Annotated in this window: 13 protein-coding genes and 1 pseudogene; 5 read left to right on the top strand and 9 right to left on the bottom strand. The window is 63.3% G+C overall.

Annotated elements, in window-relative coordinates; genetic code table 11:
* Positions 1–10: 10 nt before the first annotated feature.
* Genes JET17_RS08045 through JET17_RS08025 form a run of 5 tightly spaced genes read right to left on the bottom strand, consistent with a single transcriptional unit; the run spans position 11 to position 3,848 of the window.
* Complete coding sequence (locus tag JET17_RS08045) at positions 11–841, bottom strand: DUF2797 domain-containing protein (protein ID WP_042111277.1); 831 nt, start codon at positions 839–841, stop codon at positions 11–13.
* A complete protein-coding gene (locus JET17_RS08040) occupies positions 838–1,098 on the bottom strand; it encodes a YeaC family protein (RefSeq protein WP_012313483.1) in 261 nt (86 codons plus the stop codon). Before JET17_RS08040 ends, JET17_RS08045 begins: the two co-directional genes overlap by 4 nt.
* Before the next feature lie 13 nt (positions 1,099–1,111).
* Positions 1,112–1,990 (bottom strand): rhomboid family intramembrane serine protease, encoded by an 879-nt coding sequence (locus JET17_RS08035; RefSeq protein WP_012313482.1) that lies wholly within the window; start codon positions 1,988–1,990, stop codon positions 1,112–1,114.
* Positions 1,987–2,958 carry a metallophosphoesterase gene (locus JET17_RS08030; RefSeq protein WP_012313481.1) on the bottom strand — a complete coding sequence of 324 codons (972 nt, stop codon included), beginning with the start codon at positions 2,956–2,958 and terminating at the stop codon, positions 1,987–1,989. Before JET17_RS08030 ends, JET17_RS08035 begins: the two co-directional genes overlap by 4 nt.
* Positions 2,958–3,848, bottom strand: coding sequence for an NAD(+) kinase (locus tag JET17_RS08025; protein ID WP_012313480.1), 891 nt, complete (start codon positions 3,846–3,848; stop codon positions 2,958–2,960). The genes JET17_RS08030 and JET17_RS08025 overlap by 1 nt, the downstream gene beginning before the upstream one ends.
* Between JET17_RS08025 and JET17_RS08020 the strand changes: the two genes are divergently transcribed.
* Both JET17_RS08020 and JET17_RS08015 read left to right on the top strand, forming a co-directional pair.
* Positions 3,847–4,875, top strand: coding sequence for a DUF1853 family protein (locus JET17_RS08020; protein WP_042111276.1), 1,029 nt, complete (start codon positions 3,847–3,849; stop codon positions 4,873–4,875). The two genes, JET17_RS08025 and JET17_RS08020, sit on opposite strands and share 2 nt — an antisense overlap.
* A gap of 170 nt (positions 4,876–5,045) precedes the next feature.
* Positions 5,046–5,591, top strand: coding sequence for a cytochrome b (locus JET17_RS08015; protein ID WP_012313478.1), 546 nt, complete (start codon positions 5,046–5,048; stop codon positions 5,589–5,591).
* Here the strand turns inward: JET17_RS08015 and JET17_RS08010 are convergent.
* On the bottom strand, positions 5,582–6,481 hold the full coding sequence (locus tag JET17_RS08010; RefSeq protein ID WP_012313477.1) for a 1-aminocyclopropane-1-carboxylate deaminase/D-cysteine desulfhydrase: 900 nt from the start codon (positions 6,479–6,481) through the stop codon (positions 5,582–5,584). The two genes, JET17_RS08015 and JET17_RS08010, sit on opposite strands and share 10 nt — an antisense overlap.
* 71 nt (positions 6,482–6,552) lie before the next feature.
* The gene (locus JET17_RS08005) at positions 6,553–8,589 is read right to left on the bottom strand and encodes an NADPH-dependent 2,4-dienoyl-CoA reductase (RefSeq protein ID WP_012313476.1); all 2,037 of its coding nucleotides are present in this window, start codon (positions 8,587–8,589) and stop codon (positions 6,553–6,555) included.
* 247 nt (positions 8,590–8,836) lie between these two features.
* Here JET17_RS08005 and JET17_RS08000 point away from each other — a divergent pair, with 247 nt between their 5' ends.
* The gene (locus tag JET17_RS08000; RefSeq protein WP_012313475.1) at positions 8,837–10,291 is read left to right on the top strand and encodes a TrkH family potassium uptake protein; all 1,455 of its coding nucleotides are present in this window, start codon (positions 8,837–8,839) and stop codon (positions 10,289–10,291) included.
* Positions 10,292–10,330: 39 nt separating this feature from the next.
* Here JET17_RS08000 and JET17_RS27720 read toward each other — a convergent pair.
* Positions 10,331–10,411 (bottom strand): annotated as a pseudogene (locus JET17_RS27720) (hypothetical protein); the annotation flags it as partial.
* Positions 10,412–10,604: 193 nt separating this feature from the next.
* On the opposite strand from JET17_RS27720, the gene JET17_RS07995 reads away from it, so the two are divergent.
* Together JET17_RS07995 and JET17_RS07990 are read left to right on the top strand one after the other, a co-directional pair.
* Positions 10,605–11,723 (top strand): nitrilase-related carbon-nitrogen hydrolase, encoded by a 1,119-nt coding sequence (locus JET17_RS07995; RefSeq protein ID WP_012313474.1) that lies wholly within the window; start codon positions 10,605–10,607, stop codon positions 11,721–11,723.
* A 4-nt stretch (positions 11,724–11,727) separates the two neighbouring features.
* The gene (locus JET17_RS07990; RefSeq protein WP_012313473.1) at positions 11,728–12,813 is read left to right on the top strand and encodes an AraC family transcriptional regulator; all 1,086 of its coding nucleotides are present in this window, start codon (positions 11,728–11,730) and stop codon (positions 12,811–12,813) included.
* A gap of 220 nt (positions 12,814–13,033) precedes the next feature.
* Here the strand turns inward: JET17_RS07990 and JET17_RS07985 are convergent, their stop codons facing one another.
* Positions 13,034–13,909: a DUF2242 domain-containing protein gene (locus tag JET17_RS07985; protein ID WP_042111275.1), complete on the bottom strand. Its 876-nt coding sequence runs from the start codon at positions 13,907–13,909 to the stop codon at positions 13,034–13,036.
* Positions 13,910–14,014 lie beyond the last annotated feature (105 nt).

Below are 14,014 nucleotides of genomic sequence, written 5' to 3'. Positions count from 1 at the left end.
CAGGTCCTTTTTACTGGAGCACGGCCAACTGGTAGGCCGTGTACTTGCGAATATTGATCACGCCGGTGTCGAAGATCAGGTACTGGCCCTTGATACCCAGCAGCGTGCCTTCCACCACCGGGTCCTTGTCGAGGTTGAAGCTGACGATCTTCTTCGGGTAGGCCTGGACCGGGTATTTCATCTGCACCACTTCGGCATCGGGCAGCGGCTGGATCGCCTGCAGGCCGAAGCGCGCCTGCAGATCGCGCAGGCCATCGGCGCATGCATCGAAGATCTGCTCGCGAATGGCCACCAGGTCGAGTACCTCGGCGTCGCCCTTGAGCAGCGCGCGCCAGTTGGTACGGTCCGGCACCTGACTGCGCAATACGTCTTCGACCAGGCCCGATTGCTGGCGGGTCGCCACGCGCATGATCGGCAACGCCTGGCTCGCACCCTGGTCAAGCCAGCGGGTGGGCAACTGCGTAGCGCGGGTGATGCCAACCTTGACCCCGGACGAGTTGGCCAGGTAGACCACGTGGTCGGTCATGCAGAACTGCTCGCCCCAGGACGGCTCGCGGCAGGTGCCGGCGTCGTAGTGGCAGCGTTCCGGCGCCATGATGCACACGTCGCACTGGGCCAGCTTGGTCATGCACGGGTAGCAGTAACCCTGGCTGAAACTGGTCTTGGTGCGTTTGCCGCAATGGCTGCAGTGAATGGCGCCGAGGTATTGCAGGCGCAGGGTCTGGCCGATCAGCGGGTTGACCGGCACCTGCGTGTCATCCAGGCGAAAGCTGTACTGCACCACGGGTGCTTCCAGGCTTACCGCCATCTTGCTCAAAGAGCCACGAGCGAGTTCGATCAATGTACCGAGTCCGACTTGAACAGAATGTTAGGGATCGGCGCAGACTTCGATGCGCACTCCTGGGGCCCCATGTAGCCGGTACGCTGGTCTTCTGGCAGGTTCTTCATCTCCCAGGCGATCACCGCCTGCAGCGACAGCTCCTTCTGCTCGGGGGTGAGCTTGCGGCCATCGGACCATTTGCCGATTTCCACGGCCGTTTTCAGGCTTTCGTAGATCTGCGGCGTGATGTTTTCGATCATTTGCGCGAACGTGGACATAGCGTCTCCTAAATCAAGCGGACAGTTTACGCCGCGCCAGCGCACCACCCAAGAGGCCCGTCAGGCATCCGATGAGCAGCCCGCCGACGTGCGCGGCGTTGGCGATCTGGCCAAAACCGAGTTGGCCGACCACACCGGTCAGGCAGATGACCAGCCAGATGAGCATCATCACCAGCACACCCTTGGGCAGGCTGAAGTGTGGGTTGGGCGCCAGCCACTGGTACAGCCAGACATGGCCGAGCAAGCCGTACAGCACCCCCGACAGGCCGCCGAACAGGCTCGGGCCACTGGTGTAGTGCTGGGCCAGGTTGGACACCAGGCTGAACAGCAAGGTCAGGCCAGCCAGCAACCAAGGGCCCTGGCGCAGTTCGATACGCTTGCCCAGTTCCCAGTACCACATGCCGTTCATGGCCAGGTGCAGTACGCCAAAGTGCAGCAGCATCGGCGACACCAGGCGCCACCATTGGCCTTCGGCGAGGCCCTGAGCCAGCGGCGTGAAATGCAGGTATTCACCCTGGACGCGGTAGTCGAGGAAGGTGAACCAGCTGATGGTGGTGAGGTTGTCGCCCAGGCGGGTAAGGCCGGCGACGATCAGGCACAGGAAGAGGACGGCGGCGGTGACCTTGCAGGCTTTTGCCTGCTCGGCCAGTGTCGGCCCTTTCGCCGGCAAGTCGCCTTGCGCAGGGGCCTGCGCAAGCTCGACATCAGCGTTGCCGTCTGGGTAGCGCTGGTAGAGTTGAAGGACATCGGCGGCCATGGTTTCCGGCGCCCAGAGCACCTGGGCTTCGCCCTCTTCGCTGACCCGGTGCGGCACCTGCAGGCGTTGCAGCAGGTGCACGAAGCCGCTGAGGTCGACCGACAGCGGCAGGCGCATCACTTCGACGATATTCATTGATTGGCCTGCGGTCGATCGACGTCGACCCAGACGAACTTGTGCGGGTCGATCCGGGTTTCATCATCCAGCCGATAGGCCGCCAGCTTGCCGTACAGCACTGCACTGTAGTCCAGGCAGGCAAGGTTGGGGCGGATCGGCGCCGGGCGGCCGCTGCGCCAGTAATGGCCGACGAACAGCAGCGGCTCCTCTTCGGCATAGCGTAGCAAGGCATTTTTCTCGGTGTGGCTGAGCGGCGTGCGGGCCACATCATCGGGCAGCGCGTCAGGCTGGAAGACGATGTCGCCATAGGTCTTCGGGTCTTCTTCCCAGAACTTGGTACGGAAGAACGCCCGGGTCAGGCCATCGCCGCCGGTCAGAGTCAGGCCGTCCGGCAGGCGCATGTCGGTGCCGCGCAACAGACGGTTGCAGACCGTGGAAGCGAAGCTGCCGGGCACCGCCGATGCCTGGATGAAGTGCTCGTCAATGCGCCCGTCGGGGTATTGCTGGCGCAGCGGCTCGATCAGCCGCGGGTCCCAGCAGGCATGCACCAGGCGGAACCGCCCGGCGTCGACGAACAGCGGCATGTCGTAGAACCACTGCAGAAAATCGTGCCAGTCACCGGGGTGGTGGGCGAACTGGGTCAGGGTCTCGTCGATCAGGCGGGCATGACGCGGCGTGTGCTCGCGCACATAGGCTTTGCCGCTGCCGGGCAGCGCCGGGGTTACCCAGCCCAGGGCGTTGTACTCATGGTTGCCCATGATACAGAAGGCCTGGCCGGCCTCGACCATGTCGTGGACGATGTGCAGCGCCTCACGGATACGCGGGCCGCGGTCGACAATGTCGCCGAGGAACAGCGCCTGACGCCGCGGGTGGCACCAGACACCACCGACACGCTTGTAGCCGAGGGTGTCGAGCAGGCGTTCGAGGGTCAGCGCACAGCCATGCACGTCACCGATGATGTCGAAACTTCGCGCCGGATCGAACATCAGTCGTCCCTGCCCCCCAGGCGGCTGCCCCAACCGAGCTTGGTGCGGCAAACCTCGTAGTAATTGTGGCCCAGCGGGTGGATCAGGCGCAGTTTTTGCGGCTTCTTGCTCACGGTGATGGTATCGCCGGGGGCGCAGGTGAAGTGGTTCTGACCGTCACAGGATACCTGCGGGTAGATCTGCAGGTCCTTGGACACCACGATCTTCAGCTCGCTGTTGCCGTCGACCACGATCGGGCGGCCCGACAGGGTGTGCGGGTACATGGGCACGATGACAATGGCGTCGAGCTTGGGGTGCATGATCGGGCCGCCGGCCGAAAGCGCGTAGGCGGTCGAGCCGGTCGGGGTGGCGACGATCAGGCCGTCGGCCTTCTGGCTGCAGACGAACTGGCCGTCGATGTAGATCTCGAACTCGATCATCCGCGTCGACTTGCCCGGGTGCAGGACCACATCGTTGAGCGCATCACCCTGGCCAATGGCCTCGTGGTGGCGGCGCACCTCGGCCTGCAGCAGGAAGCGGTTTTCCACCAGGTAGTGGCCGTCAAGCACTGCGGCGACCTTTTCTTCCAGCTCGTCCGGGCGAATATCGGTGAGGAAGCCCAGGTTGCCGCGGTTGATCCCCAGGACAGGGATGTTGTGCCGTGCCAAAGCACGCGCGGCGCCAAGCAGGCTGCCGTCACCGCCGACGACGATGACCAGGTCGCATACTTCGCCCAGCAACTTGCGCGTGGAGGTCTGCAGGCCGTGGCCAGGCAGCACTTCGGCAATGGTGTCCTCGAGGATCACGTGCAGGTGGCGCTCGAGGAGGAATTTTTTCAGTCGGCGAATGGTGTCGAGCACCTGCGAGCTGCCAAGGCGGCCGATGATACCGATATTGCGAAATTGCTCCATGGGGCTCCTGCAAGGCTCTGCGGCGGGTGACTATGCCGCGATTATGGGCGAAACGACCGGGCAGCGGCAAACCGGCTATGCTCGCAGCATGATGCCTTTCGCCGAACTCCACGACCTGCCTCGCCAATTGCGCCGCGCCGCCGTGCGCGACCTGGCCTGGACGCTGCTGTCGCCACCGCTGCTGAGCACACCGCCCTGCCCCCAGCGCCATCCGCTGGCAGGCAGCACCTGGGCGGCGGATCCCCAGCGGCTGAAAGACTGGTTACAGGCGCTGGACGCCGACGATCAGCCCCTGCGTGAATGGCTGGCAAACAGCACCAGCCGGCGCCTGGGCCTGTACTACGAAGGCCTGTGGCAGTTCGCCCTGGCCCAGGCGCCCGGTGTCGAGCTGCTGGCGGCCAACCTGGCGATCCGCACCGGTGGGCGCACGCTGGGCGAGTTGGACATTGTGCTGCGCGACGCCGACGGTACCCACCATCTGGAGCTGGCCATAAAGCTTTACCTGGGGCCAACGGACGGCCAAGGCCATGACCCGGCGCAGTGGCTAGGGCCGGGTTGCCATGACCGGCTGGGTACCAAACTGGCGCACCTGGCCGGGCACCAATTGCCCATGTCGGGTGGCACGCAGAGCCGTGAGGCGCTCGCCGGGCTTGGCATCGGCCAGGTACAGGCACACCTGTGGCTGGCGGGGTATCTGTTCTATCCGTGGTTTGGGCACGCCGAATCGCCCGCGGGGGCCAACCCGCTGCACCTGCGCGGGCGGTGGTTGCGGCGGCGGGATTGGGCACTGGCCGAGGTGGGACGCTGGCAGCCCCTGCCCCGCCATGCCTGGCTGGCACCGGCAAGGTTCGAGGCAGATCAAGGCTGGACCGCGCGGCAGTTCGCTCAATGGCTTGAGGGGCTTGACCCGCAAGCACCGGCGCAGATGCTGGTCAGGCTTGAACCAGGCCCGGAAGGCGAATGGCATGAGGTGGGCCGCGTGTTTCTGGTGGCTGACAGCTGGCCGCACTTGCACCTTAGCGGGTAAACCACCCCGGCATTGAGAGCAGCAGGGTATTGCAGGCCTGCGCGCGAAGCGGCGCAGGCCGAAAACACCATTTCACCGACCCAGCGCAAAGATTTAAACCCAGCAGCGGTTACAGTTACCTCTGAGCGCCGCCAAGAGCGCCACTTTAGACCTGATGACGAGGACCACCCATGGTTTCATCCAGCCCCGCGCCCCACTACGCACGCCTGTCCATCGCCCTGCATTGGCTGATGCTGGTGCTGCTGGCCGCTGTCTACGCCTGCATCGAGTTGCGTGGCCTGTTCCCCAAGGACAGCGCCGAGCGCAACCTGATGAAGGACCTGCACTTCATGCTCGGCCTGACGGTGTTCGTGCTGGTCTGGCTGCGCCTGGCCGTGCGCCTGGTCCGCCCTGCGCCGCCCATTGTGCCCAAGCCTCCCGCCTGGCAGACCGGGCTTGCCCACGTGATGCACCTGGCGCTGTACCTGTTGATGATCGGCTTGCCGCTGGCCGGCTGGCTGATCCTCAGTGCCGCCGACAAACCGGTGCCCTTCTATGGCCTGGAGTTGCCGCACCTGATCGCTGCGGATCCGGACTTGGCCAAGTTCATCAAAGGCTGGCATGAACGCGTGGGCAGTTGGGGGTACTGGCTGATCGGCCTGCACGCGCTGGCCGGGCTTTATCACCACTACGTAGTGCGCGACAACACGCTGCTGCGCATGCTGCCTTACAAGTAGCCGCGTCGGCCCTGCAGGCCACCGGTGTGCAAAAAGATCAGGCGAGTGCCAGGCTTGAACAGCCCGGCCTCGACCTGCCCACGCAGGGCCATCAGTGCCTTGCCGGTGTAAAGCGCCTCTAAAGGGACACCCGTGCTGGCCTCAGCCTGTTCGATGAAAGCCTGCAGCTCATCATCGCGCCTGGCAAAACCCTCTCGGCAGGCCTCGTGCAACTGGTACCCGGCCGTACCGGCCAGCGCCGTTATGGTCTCGGGTACACCATGGTCCAGCGGCACTGCCAGGGCGCCATGCACCCTGTGCGCGCCGGCCTCGGCCAGCACCAGGCCAGCCAGCGTGGTCCCGGTGCCAGCGGCCAGCCACCAGGCGTCATAGTCCGGCCAACCCAATGTGCCCAACTGGGCCTTGGCCTGCTCGACGATCAATGCACACCCCTGGGCACCAGCCTGCCCGCCACCGCCTTCGGGGATGCAGTGCCAGCCGGGATACAGCGCTTGCCAAGGTGCCCAGAAGCCGGGGTCATGACGGGCACGGTAGCCTGCGTAACCAAGCCAGTGCAATTGCATCCCCAGCGCCTGCAGATCACGCACCGTGGGGGTGTCCTGGGCATGGCCGCGCAACAGACCAACGGTGGCGAAGCCGAAGCGCTTGCCGGCGGCGGCCAGGGCATGGAGGTGGTTGGAGTGATTGCCGCCGAGGCTGATCAGCCCGGCGGCGCCCGAGGCGTGGGCGTGCAGCAGGTGGTGGCGCAGCTTGAACCATTTGTTGCCGCTGATCAGGGGGTCGATCAGGTCCAGGCGTAGGATGGCGGCTTCAACGTTGGCACTTTTCAGCCAAGCAAGCTCGAGGGGCTGTAAAGGTGCCTGGGGAAGGTCATGAAAGCGGGTAAACATGTTTCAGCGCCTGATGCGAGGCCGTCAGTCTACCAGTGAAAACCTGGGGCCGCTTTGCGGCCCCGGCCATCTCAAAGCTCTGCAGCCAGACGCGAGCCCTGGTTGATCGCCCGTTTGGCATCCAACTCGGCCGCCACATCCGCGCCGCCGATCAAGTGCACCGACTGCCCCGCAGCCAGCAGCCCTTCGTGCAGCTCCCGCAGCGGCTCCTGCCCGGCGCAGATGACCACGTTGTCCACCGCCAGTACCTGCGGCTCACCTTCAGCTACGCGGATGTGCAGGCCCGCATCGTCGATCCTCAGGTACTCGACGCCGTTGAGCATCTGTACCTGCTTGTTTTTCAGGCCCGTGCGGTGGATCCAGCCGGTGGTCTTGCCCAGACCGTCACCCACCTTGGACTTCTTGCGCTGCAGCAGATAAACCTGTCGCGCCGGTGCATGCGGTTCGGGCTTGATGCCTGCCACGCCGCCTCGCGCCTGCAGGTCGCGATCGATGCCCCACTCCTTCCAGAACACTTCCCGATCCTGACTGCTGGCCACGCCCTGGTGCACCAGGTACTCGCTGACGTCAAAACCGATGCCGCCAGCACCGATCACCGCAACCGACTCACCCACCGGCTTGCGCTGGAGCAGTACGTCCAGGTAGCTGAGCACTTTGGCGTGCTCGACACCGGGAATGGCCGGCGTACGCGGCGCAATGCCAGTGGCCAGGATGATCTCGTCGAAAGCGCCTTCCAGCAGGGCCGGCACATCGACCCGGGTGTTCAACCGCAGGTCGACACCCGTGCTTTTCAACTTGTTGCGGAAATAGCGCAGGGTTTCGAAGAACTCCTCCTTGCCCGGCACCCGCTTGGCCACGTTGAACTGCCCGCCAATTTCGCTGGCTGCATCGAACAGCGTCACCTGGTGACCGCGCTCTGCGGCTACGGTGGCAGCCGCCAGGCCGGCCGGGCCGGCACCCACTACAGCAATGCGCTTGACCGTGTTCACAGGCAGATAATTGAGTTCGGTTTCGTGGCAGGCCCGAGGGTTGACCAGGCAACTGGTCAGCTTGCCGCCGAACGTATGATCCAGGCATGCCTGGTTACAGCCGATGCAGGTATTGATTTCATCGCCGCGCCCCTGCGCAGCCTTGTTGACGAACTCCGGGTCGGCCAGGAACGGCCTGGCCATCGAGACCATGTCGGCATCGCCCTCGGCCAGCACGGCTTCAGCCACTTCGGGGGTATTGATGCGGTTGGTGGTGATCAACGGAATCTTCACCGCCCCGCGCAGCTTGGCGGTGACTTTGCTGAACGCCGCGCGCGGGACCTTGGTGGCGATGGTCGGGATGCGCGCCTCGTGCCAGCCGATACCCGTGTTGATGAGGGTCGCGCCAGCCCGTTCGACGGCTTTGGCCAGCAACTCGATCTCGTCCCAGGTGCTGCCGCCCTCGACCAGGTCGAGCATCGACAGGCGGAAGATGATGATGAAATTCGGACCCACGGCGTCGCGCACCCGGCTGACGATCTCGACCGCCAGGCGCATGCGGTTTTCATAGCTGCCGCCCCAGCGGTCAGTACGGTGGTTGGTATGGGCAACCAGGAACTGATTGATGAAGTAGCCTTCCGAACCCATGATTTCGACGCCATCGTAGCCGGCGCGCTGGGCCAGGACGGCACAATTGACGAAGTCGGCGATCTGCTTCTCGATCCCGGCCTCGTCCAGCTCTTTAGGCTTGAACGGGTTGATCGGCGCCTGGATCGCACTCGGCGCCACCTGCCGGGGGCTGTAGGCATAGCGCCCGGCATGCAGGATCTGCAGGCAAATCTTGCCGCCAGCGGCATGCACGGCCTCGGTGACGATGCGGTGCTTGTCAGCCTCCTCCTCGGTGCTCAACTTGGCTGCGCCGGAATACACGCCACCTTCATCGTTGGGCGCGATACCACCAGTGACCATCAGCCCAACGCCGCCACGGGCACGCTCTGCAAAATACGCAGCCATGCGTTCGAAGCCACCGGGACGCTCCTCAAGGCCTGTGTGCATCGACCCCATCAGGGTGCGGTTAGCCAAGGTGGTGAAGCCCAGGTCGAGCGGGGCCAGCAAGTGCGGATAGCGGTCGGCAGCCATGGAACGGTTCCCCATGTGGCGTGATCACGGAATGCGGGTGCCTCGGCGGGCCCCGTCGTTTATCTGCCAACGACATTAAACAGCCGTTTGAATGCGCTCAATGATCGAAACTGACAACTTACTGATCATTCTGCACAGGCGAACTGCAGTAACCGCGCTGAGATGACCCACACTTTTACGCCTTTTTTACTCGACATCCTGCAATGGCAGTCGATACTGCCGGTCATTGCCCCTGTGAGCCTGCTCGATGCCTCTCCCCGCTTTGCGCTTCATCGCGTTCATCATCGGCGTATTCCTGATTACCCTGGCGGTCAGCATGGTCATCCCCATGGCCACGCTGCTGCTGTATGGCCTTAGCGATGACCTCGGTGCCTTCCTCTGGTCCAGCCTCATAGCCCTGTGCGCAGGCCTGGTTCTGGTGGCTCGTGGCATACCCGACGCGCCGCAGTTAAGGGCGCGAGACATGTACTTCCTGACCACAGCCAGCTGGGTCATCGTCTGCGCGTTCGCAGCCCTGCCCATGGTGTTCATCCGGCATATCAGTTACACGGATGCATTCTTCGAAACCATGTCGGGCATCACCACCACAGGCTCGACGGTACTTACCGGATTGGACAGCGCATCGCCCGGCCTGCTGATCTGGCGATCGCTGTTGCACTGGCTGGGGGGCATAGGCTTCATCGGCATGGCCGTCGCAATCTTGCCGCTGCTGCGCGTCGGTGGCATGCGCCTGTTCCAGACCGAGTCCTCGGACTGGTCGGACAAAGTGACGCCCCGTTCACACGTCGCGGCAAAAATGATCCTGGTGATATACCTGGGGCTGACAGCACTCGGTACATTGGCCCTGTGGGCCGCCGGCATGACCCCGTTCGACGCCATCAATCATTCGATGTCGCTGATCTCCACGGGTGGGTTTTCGACGTCCGATGCATCGCTTGGCCACTGGACTCAGCCCGCTGTGCATTGGGTGGCGGTAGTGATCATGATCCTCGGAAGCCTGCCCTTCGCCCTGTATGTAGCGACCTTGCGTGGCCACCGGCGCATCCTGTTCAAGGACCATCAGGTGCGTGGCTTTCTCGGCTTTCTCGTATTCGTCTGGGTCACAGTAGGCAGCTGGTTGTGCTGGCATAGTGACCTGGCCTGGTGGGATGCCTTTCGTATCGTGGCGGTGAATGTGACCTCAGTGGTTACCACCACAGGCATTGCAGTAGGGGATTACACACTGTGGGGCAGCTTCGCTGTTCTGTTGTTCTTCTACCTGACCTTTGTCGGTGGATGCTCAGGGTCTACGGCCGGCGGCCTTAAAATTTTCCGTTTTCAAGTCGCCGCGTCGCTGCTGGTCAGCAGCTTGAAACAATTGATTCATCCGCGGGCGATGATCTCGAAAAAGTATAATGGCCACCCCATTGATGAAGAAATTGTGCGCTCATTGCTGACGTTCTCCTTCTTCTTCTCCGTCACCATTGCAGTGATCGCATTGGCGCTGACCCTGATAGGGCTTGACTGGACCACTGCCCTCAGTGGCGCGGCGACCGCCGTGTGCAACGTCGGGCCAGGATTGGGCAGTGTGATCGGACCTGCTGGCAACTTCAGCTCACTGCCCGACGCTGCGAAGTGGCTACTGACCATCGGCATGCTGCTAGGCCGGCTTGAGATCCTCACCGTGCTGGTGCTCATAGCGCCTGCCTTCTGGAGGTTCTGATCACGGCGCCGGCATGGGTATCCAGGACGCTGCCCATGCCACTGTGCCAGGGTCGCCCACAGGCGGCGTGGTGAAATGCTTCACCGGTTCGGCCACGCCAAAGAACATGAGGCTGATCCCCGATGAGCACAGCGCTCCCGGGCACCGCGACATTTTCCGCCTGATTACCGGAGAAACATTGTCGGGACACTGCCGGTCAAATCCAGTTGAAATCAACGGCTGCGCGAGGCACGTTCAAGACGACTGTGACACAATGCTCAGCGACTTCTTGGTTCACCGCCTCGTCATTGCGAGTATCAGCGAAATCAAAGGCATGCGAAAACTACTGGCAAGCGCCTTGGCGCTGGTAATGATCGCCGCCCTGTGCGGCTATGGCTTCTGGACCCAACAGCGCCCGGAAGGCCACTACCTCTCCGACCTGCGCATCGAACTGGCGCTGAACCACGGCGTGCCCGGCGAGCAGGGCAACCTGCTGGGCGTCGAGCCCCTGCTTTACCCAAGCGACTATCAAAACCTGCAACGCCTGCACCGCAAGCTCTCGGCCTACCTGCAACAAGCCCGTGCCCAGGGCCTGATAAACCCGCGCACAGTGGTGGTGCTGCCGGAGCACATTGGCACCTGGCTGTGGGCCCGCGGCGAAAAGAACGAGCTGTACCAGGTCACCCGCAGCCGCGAGGCAGAGCAATGGCTGGAGTTGAGCAACCCGCTGCGCTATGGCCTGGCAATATTGCGGGCCAGCGGTGATGACCGCCGGGCCGACGCGCACTTGCGCATGAAGGCTCAGCAGATGGCCCGCGACTACCAGCAGCTGTTCGGCAGCCTGGCCAAGGAGTTTGGCGTAACCTTGGTGGCCGGCTCGATCGTGCTGCCTGACCCCCATGTGGAACAGGGCGTGCTGCATGCCGGCGGCGGCCCGCTATTCAACAGCAGCCTGGTGTTCGCCAGCGATGGTTCACCGCTGGGCCAGCCACAACGCCAGCAATTCCCCGACAGCCAGGTACGCCGTTACATCCATGATGGCCGCAAGCAACCCCTACAAGTCGTGCAAACCCCAGCTGGGCGTCTTGGCGTGCTGATCGGCAGCGATAGCTGGTACCCGGAGAACCACCAGCAGTTGGAGAACCAACAGGTACAACTGATCGCCAACCCGGTTTTCCTGAGCGGCAAAGACAGCTGGCAAGCGCCATGGCGTGGCAACCGACACCAGGATGCGGCGGCCGAGCTTGCCCTGCAGCGCGGTGAAGTGAGCGAGAAGACCGCCTGGCAACGCCTGACCGAGGCTGCCGGCCAAGGGGTCAGCAGCATGAGTGTATTCATGCGGGGGCAGTTCTGGGACCAGGGCAGCGACGGTCAAGGCTTCGCCCACCAGAGTGGCGAATTGCTTACAGGCCATCCCAGCCAGGGCGCACGCCTGCTGAACGTGTGGCTGTAGGGATATGCCCCGTCCCCGCGTTCGCCTGGGCGACCTCTCGGTAGGGTTCGTCCAGCCAGTTGCTGAGGCCATTCAGGGCCTCGGTCACGATCCTCTGCCGCTGCTGCGCCGTTACGGGCTGGATGAGACACGCCTGGCCGAAGCCGGCGCACGGCTGTCGATCCCCCGTTACATGCACCTGGGGCATGCTGCGATCGCGCTGTGCGGGGAGCCTGCCTTGGGCCTGCACATGGGACGCCTGAGCCGGCTGGCCCAGGCCGGCCTGGCGGGCGTCACAGCCGCGCAGGCGCCTACGTTGGGCGAAGCCGCCCGTACACTGCTGCGTTTCGAGCCGCTGTATGCCGCCAACTACCGTGGGCATTCGAGTTTTCAGGAAGATGCCCAGGGGGCATGGCTGCGCTTTTATTCAATCAGCCCCTACAACGCCTACAACCGTTTCGTGGTTGACTCGCTGCTGACCGGCTGGCTGGCCCAGCTTGCGGCCCTGACCGACACGCCCATACAGGCCGAGCGCCTGGAGATCGAATTCGAAGCACCTGGCTACGCCGCCCAGTACCAGCCATTGTGCAGCACCGCCGTGCAGTTTGGCGCCAGTGGCAACCGACTGCGCCTGGGCCGGGCCACGCTGGAGCTGGCCAACCCCCAGCATTGTCCGAGCACTTGGCAGCACCTGCTGCAACTGTGTGAAACACACATGCTGCAGCGCACCCGCGTACGCAGCCTGGGCGAGCGCATCACCCACCTGCTCGGCCCCCTGCTCAACGGTGGCCGTGAGCCCGGCCTGGAAGAAGTGGCACTGCGCCTGCAACTACCCGCCTGGACCTTGCGGCGCAAACTGGCAGAGGAAGGCACGCGCTTTCGAGACTTGCTCAACGATACCCGGCGCGACCTCGCCGAGGCCTATATCCGCGATACGGAATTGAGCTTCGGAGAGATTGCCTATCTGTTGGGTTTTGCATCGGCTGAGGCCTTCCAGCGCGCATTCAAGCGCTGGACGGGCCTCACACCGGGGGGGTTCCGCCGCAGTCAGCGGCAGGTCGGTCAAAGCTCGGTGGCGTCGTCGGCCGGTTCCGGGGTGTCCAGCTCGTAGGCTTGGTACTCGAGCAGCTCTTCCTGATATTCATCCATTACCCTGCGCCCTCTTCACTCTTTTATCTTCGTTGGTCATGCCTTCCAACCTAAGCAGGCTGGATGAAGAAATGATGACAAGCCTATGAGTGGTAAACGTAGCAGGTGTTCAGAAAGTTATCGTCCGGTGATCTGTAACAGCGAATGATTGGCCGTGTCGACGCCTGTTCAGGGAAGATAATTCAGAGTGAGGGCGCTTCAGCCTCGGCAGGCTGTGCATCTTGCTGCACCTGAATTGGCGCAGGCGCCGCCGGCGGTGCGACCGGTTGCGAACCCTGGCTGTCATCAACTACCGGCGAAGCTGGGGCCTCGCTTGCCGGGGCTACCACCTCAGATGCTGGTGCTGGTTCTGCTGGCGCCGGTGCCGGTGCCGGTGCTGCTGGTTCAGGAGCAGTAGCAGGTGCCGCCTCTGCCAAAGGAGCGCTCACAGGTGCTGGCGAAACTTGCTCAGGCAACCCCAAGGCAGGCGCTGTGTTCTCGGCCTTGGGCACAGGCGCTTCAACCTTGGCCTTGCTGACCTTCTTCGGCTTGGGCTTGGGCAAGTAGCTTTCGACCAGAGCAAAGTAACGCTCGTAGAACTGCGGCGCGGTCACGGTCTCGCTGGCGACCTTGACCATCGAATCGTCACTGGAGCCGATGGGCATCGAAACAGAACCCAGTACACCCACGCCGAGGCTGGCGGACGTATTGGACTTCTTGAGGGCGTAGCGGTCCTGCAAAGCGTTGGCGAACATGGTCGAGCGCTGCTCGTCACTGCTGTCGGGCGCACAGGTCACGCTGAAGCTGATCTGCAGGTGGTTCTCGCTGTTCTGCTGGAAGCTTTTGTTACCGGCAATCTGGTTGGCGCCGCTGCTGGTGATGATGTAACCCTGGCTCAGCAGCGCACGCCGGGCAGCCTCGCACGAGCCGGCTTCACTGACCGGGAAGCTGCGCGAGAAGGTGCCCGAGTCATCGAAGTTCTCATGCTCATAGATAGCGGTTTTTTTCGAGGAGCAACCGGTCACGCCCGCCAGCACAAGGGCCAGCCCGAGCGCACCAAAGACGGATGATCTGGTCATTGCGAATTCCGGGTAAGTCGAGAGGTGCCTATTGTGCATCACAGCACCCTTGCACTGAAACCGTTCGACGGTGAAGAGTCTGTCAGCATCGTGTAAATGTTGACT

This window comes from Pseudomonas putida, from assembly GCF_016406145.1.
GTDB lineage: Bacteria > Pseudomonadota > Gammaproteobacteria > Pseudomonadales > Pseudomonadaceae > Aquipseudomonas > Aquipseudomonas putida_E.
This window is presented reverse-complemented; position numbering and strand designations above follow the sequence as displayed.